The organism is Acidovorax sp. 35-64-16, from assembly GCF_002281195.1.
GTDB classification, from domain to species: Bacteria; Pseudomonadota; Gammaproteobacteria; order Burkholderiales; family Burkholderiaceae_C; genus Acidovorax; species Acidovorax defluvii.
Map to the genome: position 1 here is coordinate 62,243 of NZ_NCFM01000001.1, position 20,479 is coordinate 82,721.

A 20,479-nucleotide genomic window follows, 5' to 3' on the forward strand; every position below is an offset into this window, starting at 1 on the left:
GGCACCAAGCCTGCTTGGGCTGCGTCGCGTCAACTTGCCACCTGCCACCCGCGACTGCCCTGGCCTCACACCGGCACCGCGGAATCGGCCGCGGCTTGCGGCAGCGGGGCATTCAGCAACTCGACGCAATTGCGTCCCGCGCGCTTGGCGGCATACATGGCCTGATCGGCCACATCCACCATGACCTGCGCACCTGCGGCATCATCCGGAATCCGGGCGTGCCCACCAATGCTGACCGTCACACGGATAGTCTCGCTTGCCCACGGCATTGCCAGGTGCTCCACCCGGGTGCGCAGGTGTTCCGCCACCATGCGCGCGCCGCTCGCATCGGTGCCCGGCAGCAAGGCCAGAAATTCTTCGCCACCATACCGCCCGATGAAATCCTGCCCGCGCAACCCGCCCCGCAGGCACTGGGCAACAGCCACCAGCACGGCATCGCCCGCCAGATGGCCGTAGGTGTCGTTCACGCGCTTGAACCAGTCAATGTCCACCATCAGCAGGGCAACGGGCCGGCGTTCGCGCCCTGCCTGGGCCAGCGCGCGCTCGAGTGCGTCCATCAAGGCACGGCGGTTGGGCACACCCGTCAATGGATCCAGCAGGGCCTGCTGCTGGTGCCGTGCATTCGCCCTTTCTCGGCCCATCAGGATAAAGCCCATGGTGGTCAGCACCAGCCCCGCCAGCCCCATCACATGGCTGCCCACCTGGATGAAATGCGATGACCCCAAATGCGCCACCTCATTCCAGCCCAGCAGCACCCCGATGCTTCTTTGCAGATACAGCGCGATCACCATGCCCGCGCCAATGGCCAGCAGCAGGCGCCCGCGCTCCAGCACGCCGTTGTCGCGGTGCAGCGCCTCGCGAGCCACCATCCCACCCTGCAAGCTGAACAGCGCGCCACCCGCTGCCACCCGGGCTTCCGGCAGGTCCATCAACACCAGTGAGCCGGCCATCGCCACTACCAAAGGCACCAAAATTCTCCAGTGCGAGCACGGTCTGCCAAAGAACCGGCAAATCGCCACCAGCGACGCCGAATAGGATGCGGCCAGCAGCGTGTTGCCCACCACCATCAGGGCGGGAAACTGATTCGACGCCAGGGAGTTCACAATGAACAGCGGAAACGCCACGGCAATCATCAGCACCCCTGCGGCCCAAGGCGCCAGGCCATCGTCCCGCCAACGCCCCCAGGCAACGACCAACATGGCCGCAGCCATGGACAGCGACACCACGGGGAACATCAGCATGATGGTGGCGACATCTACGGGCATAGTGCTCCAGTGGGCAAGCGAGGTGGTGATTGTCTTGTGCGCGGCGCCCGGGAGAAAGGGCGCCCCCAAAGCGTGCAATGAAAACCGCTTCCCATCACACGCCCGTGATCCATCGGCAAATGCCGTGAATTCAACCCATTCTAGGGATGCCCTGCATGGCCCTCGCGCGTCGGGGGTAGTGCGGATCGGGATGGGCCGCAAGGCGTCTGTTTGCAGTCAATAGCCCCGCTATTGGCAAGAAAAGCAACGCAGCGGATCGCCCGATGTCGCGCTACCACCGGCCGCAGGGGGATATGCAGGCCGACGCTATGGGTTGGACAGCCGCTGGACACCTCGCCAGAATCACGCCATGACCATCTTTTCTTCCTCGCGCCTCTGTGCTCGATTCGGCCTTTCCACCCCCATCGTGCTGGCCCCGATGGCCCTGGCTTCTGGCGGTGCACTGGCCTCGGCTTGCGCTCGTGCCGGTGCGCTGGGGCTGGTAGGCGGCGGTTATGGCGATCTCGCCTGGACCCAACGTGAGTACACACTCGCGCTGCAAACTTCACATACGAATCGCATTGGCTGCGGCTTCATTACCTGGAAGCTGGACGAAGACGCTTCGGCGCTTGACTGGGTACTGGACCATGCACCCGAGCACCGGCCTCGTGCCGTCATGCTGTCATTTGGAGACGCCCGCCGGTATGCCGCACGCATCGCCGCCAGCGGCGCCGCGCTGATCTGCCAGATTCAGCGCATGGAGCAGGCCCCACAAGCGCTTGAAGCCGGTGCCACAGCCATCGTGGCACAAGGCGCCGAGGCCGGCGGGCATGGCATGAACGCCCTGAACGGACGCGCCACCATGACCTTTGTGCCCGAACTGGCCGACTGGCTGGCAGCACACTCCCCCGACACCCTGCTGCTGGCCGCCGGTGGCATTGCCGACGGGCGCACCCTGACCGCTGCGATGGTGCTGGGGGCCGATGGCGCGCTGGTCGGCTCGCGCCTGTGGGCCACGGCCGAAAGCCTGGCGCCGCAGGGCGCCAAGGAGCTGGCCCTGCGCACGGACGGCGACGGCACGGCCCGCAGTGCGGTGTTCGATATTCTGCGTCGCAAGAACTGGCCCGCACCTTACGACTTTCGCGCCATTCGCAACCCGCTGCACCGCGCATGGGAAGAGCGCATTGAAGAGCTGCGCAGCGACCCGGCCGCTGCCAGGGAGGTGTATGACGCGGGCGTTTCGGCGGGCGACTACACATCAGCCCACGCAACTGCGGGAGAAGCCGTAGGGTTGGTGCACGACTGCGCCGGCGCGGCAGACGTGGTTCGTGCCATGGGCGAAGGGGCATTGGCTGCGCTTGGCAATCCCCGGCTGCAGCACTGAAAGGGCGGGCACCACCCGCGCACCTTTCAGACCGGCTGGCTCGCGATCTGCATGCAAGCGAACACCCAGGAAACCTGCGCGTGCAGCCGACCCAATGGAGGGCGCTCCCTACAATCGGGTTAAATCGCTGCCCTGCCATGATGCACATCATTGCCAACCAATTCACACTGACGGAGTTTCTGCTGGACAGCCTGGACCCCGCACAGCGGGCTGACGTGCTTGTGCACCCCAAGCGCATCAAGGTACTTGGGTATTCCATCTTGAAAGCCATGGCTGCGTGGAGTCCCTTTCCACTGCCTGGCTTCCGCCCTTTTCCGCAAACCTACCTGCAAGCACTGGCGGCCATCCCTGCGGACGCGCCGGTGCTGATTTTTGGAATTGAGAACATCAAGGATCTGCGCATCATCCGCAAGTATTTGCGCACCCGGCGTGTCGCCGTGTTCACGTGGAATCCAGTCATCGATTATCAGCAAAGCCACAAAGTGCGCCGGCTCCACATCCAACAGCTCAAAGGCCTGGGTTTTCACGTCTTCACTTTTGACCCGGGCGATGCGCAGCAATACGGGCTCACGCTCACACAGCAGGTGTACCGTTATGTGGATACGTTCCGCCAGGCACTGCCCGAGCAGTGGGACATCTACTTTCTGGGACAGGACAAAAACCGTTTTCCCACGCTTCGCGCACTGGGGGAGTGGTGGCAAGGCTTTGGCTTGCGCACGAAACTGCGCATGGTGCCCGAGCCAGGCAAAACCTACCCGCAAACCGCGGCGATCGAGGTCTTGCCACACAGCATCGACTACCCAACGAACATCGAGGCCATTAATCGCGCCCGCTGCCTGCTGGAGATCACCCAAGCCAACCAGAGCGGGCTCACGGTGCGCTGCCTGGAAGCCCTGTTCTTCGACAAAAAGCTCATCACCAACAACACCTCTGTGCGCGCGCTGCCGTTTTACAACCCGGCGCGCTTCTTCGTCCTGGAGCAGGATGATCCTGCGACCATCGCCGCATTCTTGGCAGCGCCCCTGCCAGCCTTGCCACCCGGGGCGCTGGATCCCTACGACTTCTCGCACTGGGTAAAGCAATTCGAAACCCTGAGCGCGGCCTGAAAGCGCGCGGCAAACTCGCGCCCCACGCCCTCAAGTCAGCAATGCACTGCGCACGCCACACACGCTTTTTATGACCCAAGCCACCACCGATGTCCCGACCAGATTTGACCGTTTCGCCCAGGTGCTGCTGGTGGGGATGTTTTTGGCTTTTCCGGTAGCACTGGCACTGGGCAACGTGCTGGGTGTCCTGGCCCTGGTTGCCATCTTGGTGTCAGGAAACCTGCGTTCGCAGTGGCGCAAGGTTTTCCTGTTGCCCAGCACCTGGGCCATCTTGCTGCTGTTTCTGTTGATTCTGGTGGGAACAACCTACACCAGCGCACCTGGCAACACCGCCTTGGTTCACCTGTCCAAATATGCCAAATTGCTGGCTGGGCTACTTTTTGTGTCAGTGCTGTTCGATGCAAGAACGCGACTCTATTGCCTGTACGCATTCATGGTGGCGATGGGCTTTATTCTGGTCTCGGCTTACTGCGGCATCTTTGTCCCGCTGCCTTGGGCGGTCAGCCAACAGACCGGCTGGGGTGTCGACCGCACGGTGGTCGGCGACTACATCACGCAAAACGTGATGATGACTTTCTTCGTTCTGACCTGCCTGGCCTTTCTGTGGAAATTCAAAACCCCCTGGGCCCGAGGTTTCTGGGGCGTTTTGGCAGCGCTGGGGGCGGCGAGCATCACACACATGTCCTGGGGGCGCACCGGTGTCCTCCTGTTATGCAGCTGCCTCGTGGTTGCCGGCTTGGCGGCAGTTCCTGGCAAAAAGAAAATCTGGATGCTCGGCGCAATGATCGCCATTCTGGGTCTGGTCGCCGGAACCTCGCCGCTGCTGATGGACAAGGTCAGGTTGGGCTGGAAGGAGGTTCAAACCCATGAGAGCAATAAATACAGCTCGCTGGGCCACCGTTTATACAATTACAAATCGGTGCTGGCGATCATCCAGGAAAACCCGCTTGCGGGCACAGGCACGGGCTCTTTCGAAACAGAGGCATGCCGCCTGAACACCCGCCCCGAGGAGTGCGAGTTTTTTGGCTGGCATCCACACAACCAGTATCTGTTTTTCACGGTCGAAAACGGCGTACTGGGGGGCTTGCTGTTTGTGGCGCTCATCGTGAGCCTGTTTTATGCAGCGAGAAATCGCAGCACGCCCGACAAATGCTTGCTGCTGGGATTTGCCACCATGCTGGCGGCCAACAGCCTGGTCAACTCCTCTTTATTCAGCGCGCGCGAAAGCCATTTCTTCATTTTCATGATGGCCCTGCTGCTTGCCGGCCCGGTGATCGAGCAACCCAACACTGAACAGTCCCCGCACCCCATGCCATGACCCATCAAATGCCACCGGTTTATTCCCTGCATTGGGACAATATTTCCCCCGCCATTTTGCAAGGGCAGGATGCCGTCTTTGCCAAGCTCGGTCTGGAGCTGCGTCAGGAACGGCACCACCATAAAGCGCACGGCGTCTGGATGAACGAGGTGATAGCGCGACACCAGCCTGACGACGTGATCGTGTTCTGCGACATTGATGCGTTTCCGCTCACCGCCCAGGCTTACCAGGAAGCGGTGCAGAGCGCCGAGCGCGGCGCCGTGTTTGGACTGTCGCAATTTTCCAACCACAAGAAAAACACCGAGGTGTATGCAGGCCCCATGTTCATGGCCTTCACGAAGGCGACCTGGCAAACGCTGGGCAGCCCGAGCCTCAAATCGAGCGAGCGCTTTGACGCTGCCGAGGTGATGTCAGCTCGCGCACGTGAACAAAAGGTGGCACTGGCACTCAAACCGCCCACCAGCTGTATTGTTTCAAAATGGGCGCTAGGCCATGAAGGGGTCTTTGGTATTGGCACGTTCTACGGCAAGAACGAGTTTTTCCACCTCTTCGAATCTCGTTTTCCGGCCTACGAACGCCTGTTCTCCATGGTGGTGGGCGATGTGCTGGCCGAGCGGCCGCTGAATTTTCGCGGCTACCTCGAAACCGCACAGCATGCCGAGGCCGAAAACGCGGGCGCCCCGCGCCGCCAAAACCATCGCCTGGTGCCCAAATTCCTGCGCAAATACTTCTCGAACTGATGTCGGGTCCCACCATGTCGCTTCCCATCTTCTACATCAACCTCGCACGCGACACCGAACGCCGTCAGAAGCTCGAAGCCGAGTTGGCTCGCCAGGGCCTTCAAGGCACGCGCTTCGAGGCGGTCTGGTGGGCCAACCTGGGAGAGGCTGAGCAAAAGCAGCTTTACTCAGCCGAACTCAACAAGCACCAATTCCACGCCAGCCTGGTGAACGGCGAGAAGGGCTGCTACGCAAGCCACATCCGGCTGTGGCAGCAGCTGCTCGCCAGTGGGGCTCCCGCCATGGTGGTGCTGGAAGACGACGTCGGCTTGAAAGATGGCTTTGCCGACATACTGGGTGCGATCAGTCAGCGCGCGCAGCCCTGGGACATGGTCAAGCTGATCGGCCGGGAACGGGATAGCTTCCGCGGCAGCTGCCCCCTGAGCGAGGGCGTGGAACTGGTCGATTACAAGCGGGTTCCCAGCATGACGGCAGGCTATGCCATCAGCCGCCAGGGGGCCCAAAAACTGTGCCAGTCACGCCTGCCGTTTGGCCGGCCGATCGACGTCGATCTGCGCTATTGGTGGGAAAACGATCTGGCGGTGCTGGGCGTGTCCCCAGCCGCGCTGGTGCTTGACGAGACCAGTTTTACCAGCAGCATCGGCAGCAAGTCCGCCGCCGTGCGGCTGGGGCAGCGCTGGCGCAAGTTCAAGCGCCAGTGCGCCTACAGCCTCCTGAGCGCCTGGCACAACGCCCGGCGCGGCCCCCTGCTGAAATAAGTCAGTCGCCCGCTTCTGGAGACCGCGACAGGCCCAGCAGCAATTGGGCATAGCGCGCGTGCATCAGGTGGCGGTCAAAGCGGGTTTCGGCCGCCTGGCGCGCAGCCCGCCCCAGCCGCGCAGCTTCGGCCGGATGGGTCAGCAGACGCTCCAGCACAGCGGCCAGCGCAGCAGGGTCTCCCTCCGGTACCAGTTCGCCGGTCTTCCCCGGATCGATCACGCCGCGCACACCGACCACATCGCTGGCCACGCAGGCGCAGCCTGCAGCCATGGCCTCGACCAAAGCCAGTGGCATGCCCTCATAGTGGGTGGAGAGCACGAACAGCGGGCTGCGCATGAGGCGCTGCGGCAAATCGGACACCTGCCCTAAAAAATGCACCTGGGAATCCAGGCCGTGCGCCCGCACACGTCCCTGCGCGTGATTGAGCAATGTCTTCTTGCCCAGACCCGCGAAATACAAGGGGGGATGCAACCCTTTTTGGGCCAGCAAGGCCAACGCCTCGATCAGTGTGGCCTGATCTTTCTGGCGCGCAAAACGCGCGGCCATCACCAGTCCGGGCAGACGCTCGGCCATGGGTAGCAACTGTGCCGCCGGGAAGCGCTCCAGGTCCACGCCATTGGGAATGGCTACGCAACGCTCTGCAGGAAACCCCAGTTCGATCAGCCGGTCACGCACCCCTTCGGAAACCCCCACCAGGGCTGCGCTGCGGCGCGCCAGCCAGCGCGACTGCGCCAAACGCCAGCGTGTATAACGCTCGCGGGAGTTGTGCTCGACATGGACCAGCTTTGGCACCCCCGCCCATAGCCCCGCATAGCGGCCCCAAATGTGCTCGCTGAACCCGTGCGCCACCAGCACATCGGGCCGCAGCTTCAAAGCAAGGTTGCGTAGCGCCAAAATAGTGGCGGCATGCGACCATCCCGGCACCACCCAGACCCGCAGGCCCTGGGCACGCAAAGCCTCGACCCGGGCCACATCGGTGTTGCGCTTGCGGCGCAGCACCAGTACCGCCTCCATGGCGTCGCCTCCCCGCGCAGCCAGGCACAAATCGACAGCAACCTGCGTGGCACCAGAAAACCCACCGGTAACGAAGTGCATGACCCGCAGCGGCCGAAGACCTTCCGGCCGGGACGGAGCCCCCATGGCGACGTCAATGATAGTGCGCCACCGACTCACCCGCCTTCAACCGGTACACCGTGCCGCAATACGGGCACTTGGCTTCCCCGCTATGCGCCACGTCGAGATAGACTTTGGGATGGCTGTTCCAGAGCTTCATGTCAGCCTTGGGATTGGGGCAAAACACACCGCCCTGGGCGTTGAGGTCTTTGGTCAGGAGTTCAATAACGGCTTGCGACATGGTCAGACCTTGGTGAGCCAGTGGGCGTATTGGGGATTGCGGCCATTGACAATGTCAAAGAACGCAGTTTGGATTTTTTCGGTGATGGGGCCACGGCTGCCCACGTAGTCGCCCTTGCCCAGCTCGATGCGATCCAGCTCGCGGATGGGGGTGACTTCGGCGGCGGTGCCAGTGAAGAAGGCTTCGTCGGCGATGTACACCTCGTCGCGCGTGATGCGCTTTTGCACAATCTCCAGACCCAGGTCCTTGGCGATGTGGAAGATAGTGTTGCGGGTGATGCCGTTCAAGGCCCCAGCCGACAGGTCGGGCGTGTAGATCACGCCGTTCTTGACCACGAAGATGTTCTCGCCCGCGCCTTCGGACACGAAGCCGGAGCTGTCGAGCAGCAGCGCTTCGTCGTAGCCCTCATCGGTGGCTTCCATGTTGGCCAGGATGGAGTTGGTGTAGTTGCTCACCGCCTTGGCCTGCGTCATGGTGATGTTGACGTGGTGGCGCGTGTAGCTGCTGGTCTTGACGCGGATACCGCGCTTCATGCCTTCTTCGCCCAGGTAAGCACCCCAGGCCCAGGCGGCCACCATCAGGTGGATGGTGTTGCCCTTGGGGCTGACGCCCAGCTTCTTGTCGCCCACCCAGGTCAGCGGTCGGATGTAGCCGGATTCGAGCTTGTTCTCGCGGATCACGGCCTTTTGCGCCTCGTTGACCTCTTCCTGGCTGAACGGGATCTTCATGCGCAGGATCTTCGCGCTGTTGAACAGGCGCTCAGTGTGCTCCTGCAAACGGAAGATCGCCGGGCCGTTGACGGTGTTGTAGGCACGCACGCCTTCAAAAGCGCCGCAGCCGTAATGCAGGGTGTGGGTGAGCACATGGATCTTGGCATCGCGCCAATCGACCATCTGGCCGTCCATCCAGATCTTGCCGTCGCGATCGGCCATCGAGGGAACTACGGGGCTCATGGGTGTCCTTTGGGTTGCTGGGATGTCGCAAAAATCAGATTTTACGGGGCGGCCGATCCCCGGGTGCCATCTTGCGCATCCTCGGGGGCTGCGGGGCGTTCCAGCACCCATTTCACCAGCTTGCCGTTGTGAAACTCGCAGGTGACATGCGAGCGGGTGCCATCGGTCCACCGGTAAAACTCGGGTTGTTGATTTTCTGGCGACTGCAGCGCCCCCAGCGAACGGGTCATGGCCACCACATGCATCAGGCTCACCCCGGCTTGCAGCCTGGCATTGAGCATGACAGCGCTGCCCACATGCCCGATGGGGCGGTCTGCCGCCTTGCGCAGCACATTCATGAGCCGCGTGAAATGCAGCAGGGCCCACATGACCACGCCACCGCCGACGGCCGCGACACCCATCCAGCCATAGGACCGAAAGCCCATCACCACCAAAATCACCAGCCCCACGGGCACCAAAATGTTTCGCAAATTCATGGCCCCATTGTCTTACGGCGCCAACCGCTTTGCCTTGTGGGGAGTGCGTATGAGGGCATCAGCCCATGCCGCGCACCACGTTCATGGCCTCTTCCACCCGCTCCACGGCATGGATGGTGATCCCCTCGATCGGCTTTTTGGGCGCATTGGCCTTGGGTACCACTGCCACGCTGAAGCCCAGCTTGGCCGCCTCGCGCAGGCGCTCTTGCCCGCGCGGTGCGGGCCGCACCTCCCCTGCCAGCCCCACCTCGCCAAAAGCGATGAACCCCTGCGGCAAGGCCTTGCCCCGCAGGCTGGAGGTGATGGCCAGCATCACGGCCAGATCGGCGGCGGGCTCGCTGATGCGCACGCCGCCCACAGCATTCACAAACACATCCTGGTCCATGCAGGCGACCCCCGCATGGCGGTGCAGCACGGCCAGCAGCATGGCCAGACGGTCCTTGTCCAGGCCCACAGAGAGGCGCCGCGGACTGGGCCCACCGCTGTCTACCAGGGCCTGAATTTCGACCAGCAAGGGCCGGGTGCCTTCGAGGGTGACCATCACGCAGCTGCCCGGCACCGGCTCGCTGTGCTGGCTCAAAAAGATGGCGCTGGGGTTGCTGACCCCTTTGAGGCCCTTCTCGGTCATGGCGAACACACCGATCTCGTTGACGGCACCAAAGCGGTTCTTGATGGCGCGCACCAGCCGGAACTGGCTGTGCGTATCCCCTTCGAAATACAGCACCGTGTCCACCATGTGTTCCAGCACGCGGGGCCCGGCGAGCGCGCCCTCTTTGGTCACATGGCCCACCAGCACAATCGCCACGCCGGACGCCTTGGCACACCGCGTGAGGTGCGCCGCGCACTCGCGCACCTGCGCCACCGAGCCGGGTGCCGACGTGAGCTGGTCGGAATAGACCGTCTGGATCGAGTCGATCACGGCCACCGCCGGTTGCATGGATTCGATGGTGGCCAGGATTTTTTCCAGTTGAATCTCGGCCAGCACATTCACCTGGCTATGGTCCAGGCCCAGCCGGCGCGAACGCAGCGCCACCTGGGCGCCGCTTTCCTCGCCGGTCACATACAAAGTGGGCAGCCCGGCGCGCTGCAGCGCATCGAGCGCCTGCAGCAGCAGCGTGGACTTGCCTATGCCAGGGTCGCCCCCGATCAGCACCACACCCCCCTCGACGATGCCCCCGCCCAGCACACGGTCCAGCTCATCAATGCCACTGGGGGTGCGCGCAATGTCGGTCGCCTCGATCGCCGCCAGCGGCATGACAGCCTGCGCCTGCGCCAGGCCTGCAAACTGCGCGCCGCTGTAGCGGTTTTTGCCGGGCCCCGCCTCTGCCACCGATTCGATCAGCGTGTTCCACGCGTTGCACGATGGGCACTTGCCCAGCCAACGCGGGCTGGTGCCGCCACACTCGGTGCAGGTGAAAAGGGTTTTTTCTTTGGCCATGGCAGGTATCGGTAAGAAGCCCCGGGGTGGGGGCAGCCGACTATAGCGGCCGTGCCCACACGCGCTGGCGGCAACCCGTACGATGGCAGGCTTGGCAACGCCGCACGGAGTTCAGATTGCAGACACCCACCAACCGCTTCAAACAGGCCATGGCCCAGGGCCAGGCGCAAATCGGCCTGTGGCTTGGGCTGGCCGACGCCTACAGCGCAGAAATCATCGCGGGCACCGGCTACGACTGGCTGCTGATCGATGGCGAACACGCGCCCAACGACCTGCGCTCCATCCTGCACCAGTTGCAGGCAATAGCCAGTGCGGCCAGCGCCAGCAGCGCCCTGCCGCCGGGCGCGCCGGCGCCCCACCCCATCGTACGCGTGCCCGTGGGCGACACCGCACTCATCAAGCAGTACCTGGACATCGGCGCGCAGACGTTGCTGGTGCCCATGGTGGACACCGCCGAGCAAGCACAGCAGCTGATGCGCGCCACACGCTATGCACCCGAAGGTGTACGTGGCATGGGCAGTGCCCTGGCACGCTCGTCGCGCTGGCAGGCCTACCCCCAGTATGTGCACGAGGCGAACCAGCAGGTGTGCCTGCTGGTGCAGGCCGAAACCGTGGAAGCGATGGGCAACCTCGATGCAATTGCCGCCACGCCCGGTGTGGATGGCGTGTTCATCGGCCCGGCCGACCTGTCGGCCTCCATGGGCCACCCGGGCAACCCAGGGCACCCCGATGTGCAGGCCGCCATCCACGACGGCATTGCCCGCATCCTGCGCGCGGGCAAGGCGCCCGGCATTCTGGCCACCACCGAATCCCAAGCGCGCCAATGGCTCGCGGCCGGTGCGCTGTTTGTAGCCGTGGGGGTGGACACCATGCTGCTGGCCAGCGCCGCGCAGGATCTGCTGGCGCGCTTTCGCGCCGATGCCGTTGGCACACCCCAGCGCCCTGCGGGCTATTGAGACCCTGTCGAAACCACACGCATCGAATCCACCAAAACATCACCGCCTGCAAGACAAAGGCCTTTCAACCATGAAAGCATGCATTGACGGGGCGGGTGCCATCAGGGGCTGGCTCGGCGAGCGACTGCAAACCCTGGCCGGCACGCTGACGCGCGGCGGCATCGATGTGGAGGGGACCGACTGCATCCAGAAGGGCATCTGGTTCAAGCTGCGGGGCAACCTCACCATCAACCCCATCAGCGCCCGGACGGGTGCCACCACCGACCGCATCCTGGACGACGACCTGGTGCGGGGTTTTGTCAGCGCCGTGATGCTGGAGGCCAAGGCCATCGGCGAAAAGCTGGGCCTGCCCATTGACCAGCAGCCCGAGGATCGCCATGCCGTCACGCGCAAGCTGGGGCGTTCAAGACCTCTATGCGGCAGGATGTGGAGGCGAACAAGCCCCTGGAGATCGACGCGCTGGTGGGCGCTGTGCGGGAGCTGGGGCAGATCACCGGCACGCCCACGCCCCACACCGACGCCTTGCTGGGCCTGACCCGCCTGATGGTCCGCACGCGCAACCTCTACTGACAAACTTCGAACAAAATTGGCCTCCAGCGCTTATCCATCAATCGCCAACAGCTATTAAATTTATAGCGAATCAACCTAACCATGACCACTCTCACGCTTTACTACACCCCCGGCACCTGTGCCCTGGCCGTTCACATTGCCTTGCACGAGGCCCAGGCGGGCCACGAACTGGTGCGCCTCGACTTTGCCGCCCAGCAGCAACGCAGCCCCGAATACCTGGCCATCAACCCCAAGGGGCGCGTACCCGCCCTGGTCACCGAACACGGCGTGCTGACGGAAACCCCGGCCCTGCTGGCCTATGTGGCCCAGCGCTATGCCCAGGCGCAACTGGCGCCGCTGGACCCGTTTGCCTTTGCGCGCATGCAGGAGTTCAACAACTACCTGGCCTCCACCGTCCACGTAGCCCACGCCCACCGCCCGCGCGCCAGCCGCTGGGCGGACGAGCCCGCCTCCCATGCCGACATGCTGCGCAAGGTGCCGCAGAACATGGCCGAGTGCTTTGGCGTGATCGAACGCCACTACCTGCAGGGCCCCTGGGTGCTGGGCGAGCCCTATTCCGTCGCTGACGCCTACCTGTTCACCATGTCCGGCTGGCTGCAAAGCGATGGTGTGGACGTGGCGCAGTTCCCCAAGGTGGCCGACCACCGGCGCCGCATGGCCGAGCGGCCTGCCGTGCAGCGCGCGCTGGCCTGAACGCGCGCTTCGGCGGGCCGCAACCGGGGCGGAAAACGGGCGCAAAAAAGCCCCGGCACCTGCATAGCGCCAGGGCTTTTTGGCTGTGCGGGCCTGGTCAGTTGACCTTGAGCGCGCGCCAGTCAATGCGGTTGTCGGCGCGGTGCGGCAAATCCACCTTCTGCGTAGCCGCCCACGGGATGACCTGGTTGTACAGCGGGATGTGCGAAATGAGCTCGTGGTCCTGCACCAGGGCCTTTTCGATCAGGCCGTTGCGCGTGACTGCATCAGTTTCCTTCTTGATGCGCTCAATCAGCGCATCCTGCTGCGGGTTGCTGAAGCGGCCCAGGTTGAAATTGCCATCACCACCCGCGCCCGGCGAACGGATCAACGACTGCAGCGAATAGAACGCATCAAACGTTGGCACGCCCCAGCCCAGCAAATAGATGCTGGCCTCATTGCGCTGGATCATCGGGAAATAGGTGGCAAACGGCAGCGAACGCAGCTTGGCTTTCACACCCACCTTGGCCCACTGCGCGGTGATGGCCTGGCACAGCTGCTCGTCATTGATGTAGCGGCCTGCGCTGCAGGCAAAGTCCACCTCGAAGCCCTGCGGGTAGCCGGCATCGGCCAGCAGCTTCTGCGCTGCCTTGGCGTCAAAGGGGTAGCGCACATCGGCCTTGGGCGTCCAGCCGTTGACCTGGTGGGCAACCAGCGCCCCCGTGGGCTGGGCCAGGCCGCGCAGCACCACGCGCTGGATGGCTTTGATGTCGATCGCCTGGTAGAGCGCCTTGCGCACGCGCTGATCCTTGAGCGGGTTCTTGCCCTTGACGTTCGAGCCCGGCAATTCGTCGCGGAACTGGTCCATGCCCAGAAAGATGGTGCGGTATTCGGCGCCTTCCAGCACCTTGAGACCCTGTGTCTGGCGCACCCGCGCCAGATCCTGCAGGCTCGGGTCGATGATGAAATCGATCTCACCCGACAGCAGCGCCGCCGTGCGCGTGGCATCCGACTTGATGGGGGTGTAAACCACCTCGGTCACGTTGGTGGCGAACTTGCCCTTGCCCCACCAGTGCGGGTTGGGCTCGAGCACCACGCGCTGGTCGGGCGTCCACGACTTGAGCACATAAGGCCCCGTGCCCAGTGCGTTGCGGTGGGCAAAGGTTTCGTCCTTGTTCTTGATGTCCTTGGGGTCCACCGACTTGTTCTTCTCGGCCCAGGCCTTGCTGAGGATGCGCAGCTCGGTCAGCTGGTTCACCAGCACCGGGTTGGGCACGTCCGAGAAAATGTCGATGGTGTGGCTATTGACCTTTTCCACCCGGTCAATGCCCTGGGCATACACCGCGTAATTAGAGCTTTTGGACTTGGCCCGCTCCAGCGAAAACTTGGCGTCGTCGGCGGTGAAGTCGCTGCCGTCGCTGAACTTCACGCCCTTGCGCAGGGTGATGCGCAGCTGCGTGGGGCTCACCAGCTTCCACTCGGTGGCCAGCGCGGGCTCGGGTTTGAAGGTCTTGCTGTTGTATTCGACCAGCGTGTCGTACACCGCTGCGTGCAAGGTGTTGTTCACGCCCACGTTCTGGGCGTGAACGTCCCACGAAGACACATCCACGGCACGCGCAAAGCGGAAGGTCTTGGCCTGCGTGACCACGGGCAGGGTGACAGCCAGGGCTGCGGCAAGGAGCAGAGGTTTGAATTGCATGGGCTTGTGCCTCTCGAATAACAAACCCCTACTTTGACCGAGGTCGAGCGTCGTCGGAACAATTTTGTTGTTGTATCCATATGCCCAACAGGGGCACGACGCGCCCATGCACGCCACCAACGGATTGCGTCTGCGCTGGTGCGCCGCTGCACCCTATTTGCGCCGCAGCGCCAGCCGAATGCGCTCCAGCGCTGGGGAGGGCGGGGCCACGGTGCGGTCGAACGGGTGCGCGGTTGCACCAACGGCCTTCAGGATGCGTTGCACGTAAGCGCGCGTCTCCAGATAGGGCGGCACGCCGCGGTAGCGCTCGACCTTTCCCTCGCCGGCGTTGTAGGCGGCAGCCACCAGCGCCACATCGCCCTCGAAATAGGCCAGCAGCCAGCGCAGATAGGTCAGGCCCCCGCGGATGTTCTGCGCCGGGTCGTACGGGTTCTTGACGTTGAAGCGCTCGCTCGTCTCGGGAATCAGCTGCATCAGGCCCTGTGCATTCTTGGGCGACAGCGCGTGGGTGTTGAAATTCGATTCGGCGGCAATGATGGCCAGCGCCAGCTGCGGTTCGACCTGGTATTGCGGCGCCATCTTGAGCACCAGTTCCACGATCTTGCGCGGCGCGGTCAACTGGTAGTTGACGCCCGGCGGGCCCGCCACAGCCTGCGCGGACGGTGGGGGGCGCAGGCACGCGGGCACCTCGGCGGTGGCGCCGCCGACCACCTGCAACATGCGCGCGGCCACGCCCAGCCCCTGCTCGGCAGCGGCCTGGAAGAAGAAGGCGGCCGCTGCATCGTCGCGCGGCACACCGCGCCCATGGGCATACATCCATCCGAGGTTGTAGCCACGCCCTCGCCGTGCTCGTAGGCCACGGCCTCCTGGCGCAGGCTGGCCGCCCGGGTACTGTCGGTTTCACCGCCCTGCGCCCGCGCCACCTCGGCACCCAAGGCGCAGAACAACGCCACCGACAGCGGCGCAAGGATCGACAGGCTCGCACGCATGTTTTTCAGTATGCGCGTCTTGGCGCCGTACGTCACGTCCTGCATGGTCTTCAGCCATGTAACCGAGTGCACACACGGCTGTGGCGTGCCAGTCAATAGCAGCACCGGCTGCGTGCAGCGCCAATTCGGTGCGGCGGACATGCGGCAGCACGCGGCGGGCCGCAACGTGTGCCCCGCCATCTCGACGTCCCCCGAACAACGGCATGACCACCGTGACGGCCAATGCATGCGCCGCTGCAGACCAACGACCGGGCGTGGTTGAACTTAAGGAAAAAATGGCTCTAGCGCCCGTCCATAAAGCGTAGTCAGCTATAAAAAACAAAGCAATTTATCGCATCCGCAAGGCCCGCACCGCCTCGGGCAGCGAGTGCACATCGGGCAGAAAATGATCGATGGCGGCGCCCAGCAGCACGGCGCAGACCAGCGCACCGAGCAACGGCTTCCAGGTCAGGCGCACGGCGGCTGTGAGCCAGCCTTCGCGCTCCACGCCCACGGCAGCGCGGGCCGTGGCCACCGAAAACGCCAGCTCCACCGCCACGGTCAGCAGCACATCCCAGCCAAAAAACAGCAGGGCCAGCGAACCCGCGCCAGCAATCAGCGCGGCCCCGATGAGGAAAATTGCGACCACCGGCACCACCACCACAGCGCCTTCGTCCGCGCTGCCAATGGCGTCGGCCGCACCGCTGGCCATGTCGCCCAGGGTGCTGGATTCGCTGCCGCCGAGGCCCGCATCCGAGAGGCCCGAGGGCCCGGCCCCGTCAAAGTCGCCGGATGCACCGCCGCCGCCAAAGTCGCCCCCACCGGTGCGCGGCAGGGTCCCGCCGCCATCGCTACACCCTCCCCGGGGCCAGGGCAGCTCGGTCGCCAGATCCAGCGCATCGCCCCCGACGCCGTCCGCGCCGTGTTCACCCGACTTGCGCTGCCGCACCAGCCGGGCGGCCCACGCGCGCAACACCAGCAAATACCCCAGGTACCCCACCGACAGCGTGACCAGATAGCGCAGCGCCAGCGAGTCCACCCCCAGCAGCATCTGCACATGCGCGCTGCACCACATGAGCAGCAGCGTGAAGCTGCCGATCAGCAGCCCGTGCCAGCGCAGGCGGTAGCGCTGCTGCAGCGTGCGCGCCACCGTGCTGTGGTGCGGCATGCGCACAGAGCGCCAACTGGAGGCCCTGTGGTTGCTTGCGCTTGCGCTGCGGGGGCTGGCCACGGGCTGAACGGGGTGTCGTGCAGGGCGAAGGTCAGGCAACGCCGTCCACCGCCACGGGCACGCGCGGCGCCAGCGCGCACATCAGCTCGTAGCCCACGGTGCCGGCGGCCTGCGCCACCTCGTCGATGGGCAACACGGCGCCATTGCGGGCGCGCCCCCACAAGGTGACCTCGCTGCCGAAACCGGCGTCCATGCCAGCCGCAATCACGGGGCTCAGGTCCACGGTGACCATGTCCATGCTGACGCGGCCCACCAGGCGCGTGCGCACGCCATTCACCAGCACGGGGGCGCCGGTGTCGCAGTGGCGCGGGTAACCATCGGCATAACCGCAGGCGGCCACGCCGATGGTGAGTGGCCCCTCGGCTGTGAAGCGCGAGCCGTAACCCACGGTGTCCCCCGCCTGCAGCTGTTGCGTGCCGATGATGCGGGTGGCCAGCGTCATGGTGGGCTGCACCTGCCAGTGGTCCGCGTTGTGGGCAGGGAAATCGGGCGCGCTGCCATACAGCACGATGCCTGCGCGCACCCAGTCGCCGCGCACGCGCGCATCGGCCGCGTGGCGCAGGGTGGCGGCACTGTTGCACAGGCTGCGCTCGCCGGGCAGGTCTTCGGTGGCGGTGTTGAACGCGGCCATCTGGTGCGCAATGCCGCGCGGCCCGTCGGCATCGCTGAAATGGGTCATGAACGAGATCTCGTCCACCTGCGGCAGCGCGTTCAGACGCGCCCAGGCAGTGCGATAGCGCTGCGGCGTGAACCCCAGGCGGTTCATGCCCGAGTTCAGCTTGAGGAACACGCGGTGCGGCACCTGCGTCTTGTGGGCCGCCAGCATGTCGATCTGCTCGTCGCAGTGCACGGCATGCCACAGCGACAGGCGCGAGCACAGCTCCAGGTCGCGCGGCTCGAACACGCCCTCCAGCAGCAGGATGGGGCCGCGCCAGCCCAGGTGGCGCACGCGCTCGGCCTCTGCCAGGTCAAGCAGCGCAAAACCATCGGCGGCGCGCAGGCCCTCAAAGGCCCGCTCGATGCCGTGGCCGTAGGCGTTGGCCTTGATTACCGCCCAGGTTTTGGCATCGGGCACGGCCTGGCGCACGCGCGCGAGGTTGTGGTGCAGGGCATCGGTGTGGATGGTGGCGTGAATCGGGCGCGGCATGGGGATATACGAAGAAACAAGCATGGGATTCTGGCACTGCACGCCCGTGGGTGCGTGATATAACCGCCAGACACTTGTATGCGGCCCCCCAATCCATTCGGGCATCAGCCTCTCTGATATCCCCTCCAGCCATTCGATGAAGCGCGGTTTTTACACCATCATGTCGGCGCAGTTTTTTAGCTCGCTCGCCGACAACGCACTCTTCGTGGCGGCCGTGGAATTGCTCCGCACCAGCGGTGCCCCCGAATGGCAGCGCGCGGCACTGGTGCCCATGTTTGCCCTGTTTTATGTGGTGCTGGCGCCTTTCGTGGGCGCATTTGCCGATGCCTTGCCCAAGGGCCGGGTGATGTTTTTCAGCAATGCCATCAAGATCGTTGGCTGCCTGATGATGCTGTTCGGCTCGCACCCGCTGATTGCCTATGCCGTGGTGGGGCTGGGCGCAGCGGCCTATTCCCCCGCCAAGTACGGCATCCTTACCGAGCTGCTGCCGGCCTCGCAACTGGTCAAGGCCAACGGCTGGATCGAGGGGCTGACCATTGCCTCCATCATCCTGGGGGTGTTGCTGGGCGGGCAGCTGGTGGGACACCATCTGTCGGCAGCGCTGCTGTCCATCGACATACCCATGATCGATTTCGGCATCCACACCGCCGCCGAAGCGGCCATTGCCGCGCTGATCCTGGTGTATGCCCTGGCCGCCTGGTTCAACACGCGCATCCCCCATACGGGCGTGGAGATGCGCCCGCTGCGCCAGCACCCGCAACGCAGCATTCTGGCCAGCACGCTGGCCCTGCTGCCCGACTTCTGGGCCTGCAACAGCCGCCTGTGGCACGACAAGCTGGGGCAGATTTCGCTGTCCACCACCACCCTGTTCTGGGGCGCGGGGGGCAACCTCAAGTTCATCGTGCTGGCGTGGGCCGGTGTGGCCCTGGGCTACAACACCACGCAGGCATCGGCCCTGACCGGCGTGGTGGCCATCGGCACCGCCGTGGGCGCCGTGGCGGCATCCATGCGCATGCGCCTGGACATGGCCACCCGCGTGATTCCGCTGGGCATCGCGATGGGGCTGCTGCTGATCCTGATGGTGTTCATCAGCAACATCTGGCTGGCCATTCCGTTCCTGATCCTGCTGGGCGGGCTGGGCGGCTTTCTGGTGGTGCCCATGAACGCCCTGCTGCAGCACCGGGGCCACAACCTCATGGGCGCGGGGCGGTCGATTGCGGTGCAAAACTTCAACGAGCAGGCCTGCATCCTGGGCCTGGGCGCGTTCTACAGCCTGTCGCTCAAGCTGGGGTTGTCGGTCTTTGGGGCCATCACGGTGTTTGGGGTGGTGGTGGCCGGCATCATGCTGGTCATCCAGCGCTGGCATGCCAGCAACTGCCGCAACCACAGCGAGGAACTCGACCACCTGCTGCACATCGCGCGGCAGGATACGCACCACTAACGCTATTATTTTAATAGCTATTAGCGCTTACCAAATAAGCGCTTGATGCCGATTTGATGCCCAACCTGCTTTCCATACTGGCACTGGTGCTCAACGCCTTGGTGTGGGGCGTTTCGTGGTGGCCTTTCAGGCAGCTGCACGCGGCCGGGCTGCACCCCCTGTGGGCGACGGCGCTGATGTATGCGTTGGCGCTGGTCTGCCTGCTGCTGGCCCGGCCGCAAGCGCTGCGCACGGCGCTGCAACACCCCGCCCTGTGGCTGCTGGCACTGAGCTCGGGTCTCACCAACGTGGCCTTCAACTGGGCTGTGACGGTGGGAGACGTGGTGCGCGTGGTGCTGCTGTTTTATCTCATGCCCGCCTGGTCGGTGCTGCTGGCCTGGAGGCTGCTGGGCGACCGCCCCACGGGCGTGGCGCTGGTGCGGCTGCTGCTGGCCTTTGCAGGCGTTGCGCTGGTGCTGGTGCCCGCAGATGCCGCATGGACCCGGCTGGCAGCCCACCTTTCGGGCGCCGACCTGCTGGCGCTGGCGGGCGGTTTTTGTTTTGCCCTCACCAACGTGACACTGCGGCGCCTGCATGCCGTGCCCGGCGAGGCGCGCATGCTCGCCATGTTTGGCGGCGGCGCCCTGCTGGCCGGCCTCAGTGCCACAGCGGGGCTGGCGGTGGGGGCCGTGCCCTCCCTGCCCGCCCCGGCCCTGGCCTGGGTCCTGCTGGCCCTGGCGCTGGCACTGGCCTTTCTGCTGGGCAACTACGCCCTGCAATATGGCGCCACGCGCCTGGCGGCGGGCACCACGGCACTGGTGATGCTGTCGGAGGTGGTGTTTGCCAGCGTGTCATCGGCCCTGCTCACCGCCGCCCCGCTGGAGCCGCGCACCCTGCTGGGCGGGTCGCTGATCATGCTGGCAGCACTGCTGGCTGCGCTGCAATATCGGCGCAGTGCCAGCGCCTGATGGCACGCACGGGCAATCGCCCAGCGCCCTGCACGACGGGCAACCAGTCGCTACCATGCCCCCTTGCCCACAAGGA

19 protein-coding genes and 1 pseudogene are annotated in these 20,479 nt (G+C 64.6%); 10 read left to right on the plus strand and 10 right to left on the minus strand.

Annotated elements, in window-relative coordinates; all coding sequences use genetic code 11:
• Positions 1–65: 65 nt before the first annotated feature.
• A complete protein-coding gene (locus B7Y64_RS00320) occupies positions 66–1,265 on the minus strand; it encodes a GGDEF domain-containing protein (RefSeq protein WP_291328121.1) in 1,200 nt (399 codons plus the stop codon).
• Between the two features lie 349 nt (positions 1,266–1,614).
• On the opposite strand from B7Y64_RS00320, the gene B7Y64_RS00325 reads away from it, so the two are divergent.
• The 5 genes from B7Y64_RS00325 (at position 1,615) to B7Y64_RS00345 (ending at position 6,550) form a co-directional block, all read left to right on the plus strand.
• On the plus strand, positions 1,615–2,628 hold the full coding sequence (locus tag B7Y64_RS00325) for a nitronate monooxygenase (protein ID WP_291328123.1): 1,014 nt from the start codon (positions 1,615–1,617) through the stop codon (positions 2,626–2,628).
• A gap of 137 nt (positions 2,629–2,765) precedes the next feature.
• Positions 2,766–3,734 (plus strand): hypothetical protein, encoded by a 969-nt coding sequence (locus B7Y64_RS00330; protein WP_291327033.1) that lies wholly within the window; start codon positions 2,766–2,768, stop codon positions 3,732–3,734.
• Positions 3,735–3,804: 70 nt separating this feature from the next.
• Entirely contained in the window at positions 3,805–5,052 is a 1,248-nt protein-coding gene (locus tag B7Y64_RS00335) for an O-antigen ligase family protein (protein WP_291327036.1), read from the plus strand.
• Entirely contained in the window at positions 5,049–5,792 is a 744-nt protein-coding gene (locus B7Y64_RS00340; protein WP_291327038.1) for a hypothetical protein, read from the plus strand. Before B7Y64_RS00335 ends, B7Y64_RS00340 begins: the two co-directional genes overlap by 4 nt.
• A gap of 14 nt (positions 5,793–5,806) precedes the next feature.
• Complete coding sequence (locus tag B7Y64_RS00345; protein WP_291327040.1) at positions 5,807–6,550, plus strand: glycosyltransferase family 25 protein; 744 nt, start codon at positions 5,807–5,809, stop codon at positions 6,548–6,550.
• 1 nt (position 6,551) lies between these two features.
• On the opposite strand, the gene B7Y64_RS00350 is transcribed toward B7Y64_RS00345, so the two are convergent.
• Genes B7Y64_RS00350 through radA form a run of 5 tightly spaced genes read right to left on the minus strand, consistent with a single transcriptional unit; the run spans position 6,552 to position 10,772 of the window.
• Positions 6,552–7,646 carry a glycosyltransferase gene (locus tag B7Y64_RS00350; RefSeq protein ID WP_291327042.1) on the minus strand — a complete coding sequence of 365 codons (1,095 nt, stop codon included), beginning with the start codon at positions 7,644–7,646 and terminating at the stop codon, positions 6,552–6,554.
• 52 nt (positions 7,647–7,698) lie between these two features.
• The gene (locus B7Y64_RS00355; protein ID WP_291327044.1) at positions 7,699–7,905 is read right to left on the minus strand and encodes a zinc-finger domain-containing protein; all 207 of its coding nucleotides are present in this window, start codon (positions 7,903–7,905) and stop codon (positions 7,699–7,701) included.
• Positions 7,906–7,907: 2 nt separating this feature from the next.
• Entirely contained in the window at positions 7,908–8,858 is a 951-nt protein-coding gene (locus tag B7Y64_RS00360; protein ID WP_066695517.1) for a branched-chain amino acid transaminase, read from the minus strand.
• A gap of 41 nt (positions 8,859–8,899) precedes the next feature.
• Complete coding sequence (locus tag B7Y64_RS00365) at positions 8,900–9,334, minus strand: glycerate kinase (RefSeq protein WP_291327046.1); 435 nt, start codon at positions 9,332–9,334, stop codon at positions 8,900–8,902.
• Positions 9,335–9,392: 58 nt separating this feature from the next.
• Positions 9,393–10,772: a DNA repair protein RadA gene (gene radA, locus B7Y64_RS00370; protein WP_291327048.1), complete on the minus strand. Its 1,380-nt coding sequence runs from the start codon at positions 10,770–10,772 to the stop codon at positions 9,393–9,395.
• Positions 10,773–10,888: 116 nt separating this feature from the next.
• Here radA and hpaI point away from each other — a divergent pair, with 116 nt between their 5' ends.
• The 3 genes and pseudogenes from hpaI (at position 10,889) to B7Y64_RS00385 (ending at position 12,991) form a co-directional block, all read left to right on the plus strand.
• Complete coding sequence (hpaI, locus tag B7Y64_RS00375) at positions 10,889–11,728, plus strand: 4-hydroxy-2-oxoheptanedioate aldolase (RefSeq protein ID WP_291327050.1); 840 nt, start codon at positions 10,889–10,891, stop codon at positions 11,726–11,728.
• Between the two features lie 118 nt (positions 11,729–11,846).
• Positions 11,847–12,298 (plus strand): annotated as a pseudogene (locus tag B7Y64_RS00380) (ketopantoate reductase C-terminal domain-containing protein); the annotation flags it as partial.
• A gap of 81 nt (positions 12,299–12,379) precedes the next feature.
• A complete protein-coding gene (locus tag B7Y64_RS00385) occupies positions 12,380–12,991 on the plus strand; it encodes a glutathione S-transferase N-terminal domain-containing protein (protein ID WP_291328125.1) in 612 nt (203 codons plus the stop codon).
• Positions 12,992–13,088: 97 nt separating this feature from the next.
• Here B7Y64_RS00385 and B7Y64_RS00390 read toward each other — a convergent pair whose 3' ends face one another.
• From B7Y64_RS00390 to alr, 4 genes are all read right to left on the minus strand, one after another.
• Complete coding sequence (locus tag B7Y64_RS00390; protein WP_291325518.1) at positions 13,089–14,669, minus strand: ABC transporter substrate-binding protein; 1,581 nt, start codon at positions 14,667–14,669, stop codon at positions 13,089–13,091.
• 153 nt (positions 14,670–14,822) lie between these two features.
• Positions 14,823–15,485: a lytic transglycosylase domain-containing protein gene (locus B7Y64_RS00395; RefSeq protein ID WP_291328126.1), complete on the minus strand. Its 663-nt coding sequence runs from the start codon at positions 15,483–15,485 to the stop codon at positions 14,823–14,825.
• 501 nt (positions 15,486–15,986) lie between these two features.
• Entirely contained in the window at positions 15,987–16,805 is an 819-nt protein-coding gene (locus B7Y64_RS00400) for a hypothetical protein (protein WP_291325040.1), read from the minus strand.
• A gap of 94 nt (positions 16,806–16,899) precedes the next feature.
• Entirely contained in the window at positions 16,900–18,015 is a 1,116-nt protein-coding gene (gene alr / locus B7Y64_RS00405) for an alanine racemase (RefSeq protein WP_291325042.1), read from the minus strand.
• Between the two features lie 136 nt (positions 18,016–18,151).
• Between alr and lplT the strand changes: the two genes are divergently transcribed.
• Positions 18,152–19,456: a lysophospholipid transporter LplT gene (gene lplT, locus B7Y64_RS00410; protein WP_114654624.1), complete on the plus strand. Its 1,305-nt coding sequence runs from the start codon at positions 18,152–18,154 to the stop codon at positions 19,454–19,456.
• Between the two features lie 56 nt (positions 19,457–19,512).
• Positions 19,513–20,403: a DMT family transporter gene (locus tag B7Y64_RS00415; RefSeq protein ID WP_291325044.1), complete on the plus strand. Its 891-nt coding sequence runs from the start codon at positions 19,513–19,515 to the stop codon at positions 20,401–20,403.
• The last annotated feature ends 76 nt before the right edge of the window (positions 20,404–20,479 follow it).

Coding starts and splice junctions, on each gene's coding strand:
- B7Y64_RS00400 (WP_291325040.1), bottom strand. CDS start 16,805: ATGCCGCACCACAGCACGGTGGCGCGCACGCTGCAGCAGCGCTACCGC.
- B7Y64_RS00395 (WP_291328126.1), bottom strand. CDS start 15,485: ATGTATGCCCATGGGCGCGGTGTGCCGCGCGACGATGCAGCGGCCGCC.
- radA (WP_291327048.1), bottom strand. CDS start 10,772: ATGGCCAAAGAAAAAACCCTTTTCACCTGCACCGAGTGTGGCGGCACC.
- B7Y64_RS00355 (WP_291327044.1), bottom strand. CDS start 7,905: ATGTCGCAAGCCGTTATTGAACTCCTGACCAAAGACCTCAACGCCCAG.
- B7Y64_RS00325 (WP_291328123.1), top strand. CDS start 1,615: ATGACCATCTTTTCTTCCTCGCGCCTCTGTGCTCGATTCGGCCTTTCC.
- B7Y64_RS00350 (WP_291327042.1), bottom strand. CDS start 7,646: ATGCACTTCGTTACCGGTGGGTTTTCTGGTGCCACGCAGGTTGCTGTC.
- B7Y64_RS00330 (WP_291327033.1), top strand. CDS start 2,766: ATGATGCACATCATTGCCAACCAATTCACACTGACGGAGTTTCTGCTG.
- B7Y64_RS00345 (WP_291327040.1), top strand. CDS start 5,807: ATGTCGCTTCCCATCTTCTACATCAACCTCGCACGCGACACCGAACGC.
- B7Y64_RS00415 (WP_291325044.1), top strand. CDS start 19,513: ATGCCCAACCTGCTTTCCATACTGGCACTGGTGCTCAACGCCTTGGTG.
- B7Y64_RS00320 (WP_291328121.1), bottom strand. CDS start 1,265: ATGCCCGTAGATGTCGCCACCATCATGCTGATGTTCCCCGTGGTGTCG.
- B7Y64_RS00385 (WP_291328125.1), top strand. CDS start 12,380: ATGACCACTCTCACGCTTTACTACACCCCCGGCACCTGTGCCCTGGCC.
- B7Y64_RS00365 (WP_291327046.1), bottom strand. CDS start 9,334: ATGAATTTGCGAAACATTTTGGTGCCCGTGGGGCTGGTGATTTTGGTG.
- B7Y64_RS00340 (WP_291327038.1), top strand. CDS start 5,049: ATGACCCATCAAATGCCACCGGTTTATTCCCTGCATTGGGACAATATT.
- lplT (WP_114654624.1), top strand. CDS start 18,152: ATGAAGCGCGGTTTTTACACCATCATGTCGGCGCAGTTTTTTAGCTCG.
- B7Y64_RS00360 (WP_066695517.1), bottom strand. CDS start 8,858: ATGAGCCCCGTAGTTCCCTCGATGGCCGATCGCGACGGCAAGATCTGG.
- alr (WP_291325042.1), bottom strand. CDS start 18,015: ATGCCGCGCCCGATTCACGCCACCATCCACACCGATGCCCTGCACCAC.
- B7Y64_RS00390 (WP_291325518.1), bottom strand. CDS start 14,669: ATGCAATTCAAACCTCTGCTCCTTGCCGCAGCCCTGGCTGTCACCCTG.
- B7Y64_RS00335 (WP_291327036.1), top strand. CDS start 3,805: ATGACCCAAGCCACCACCGATGTCCCGACCAGATTTGACCGTTTCGCC.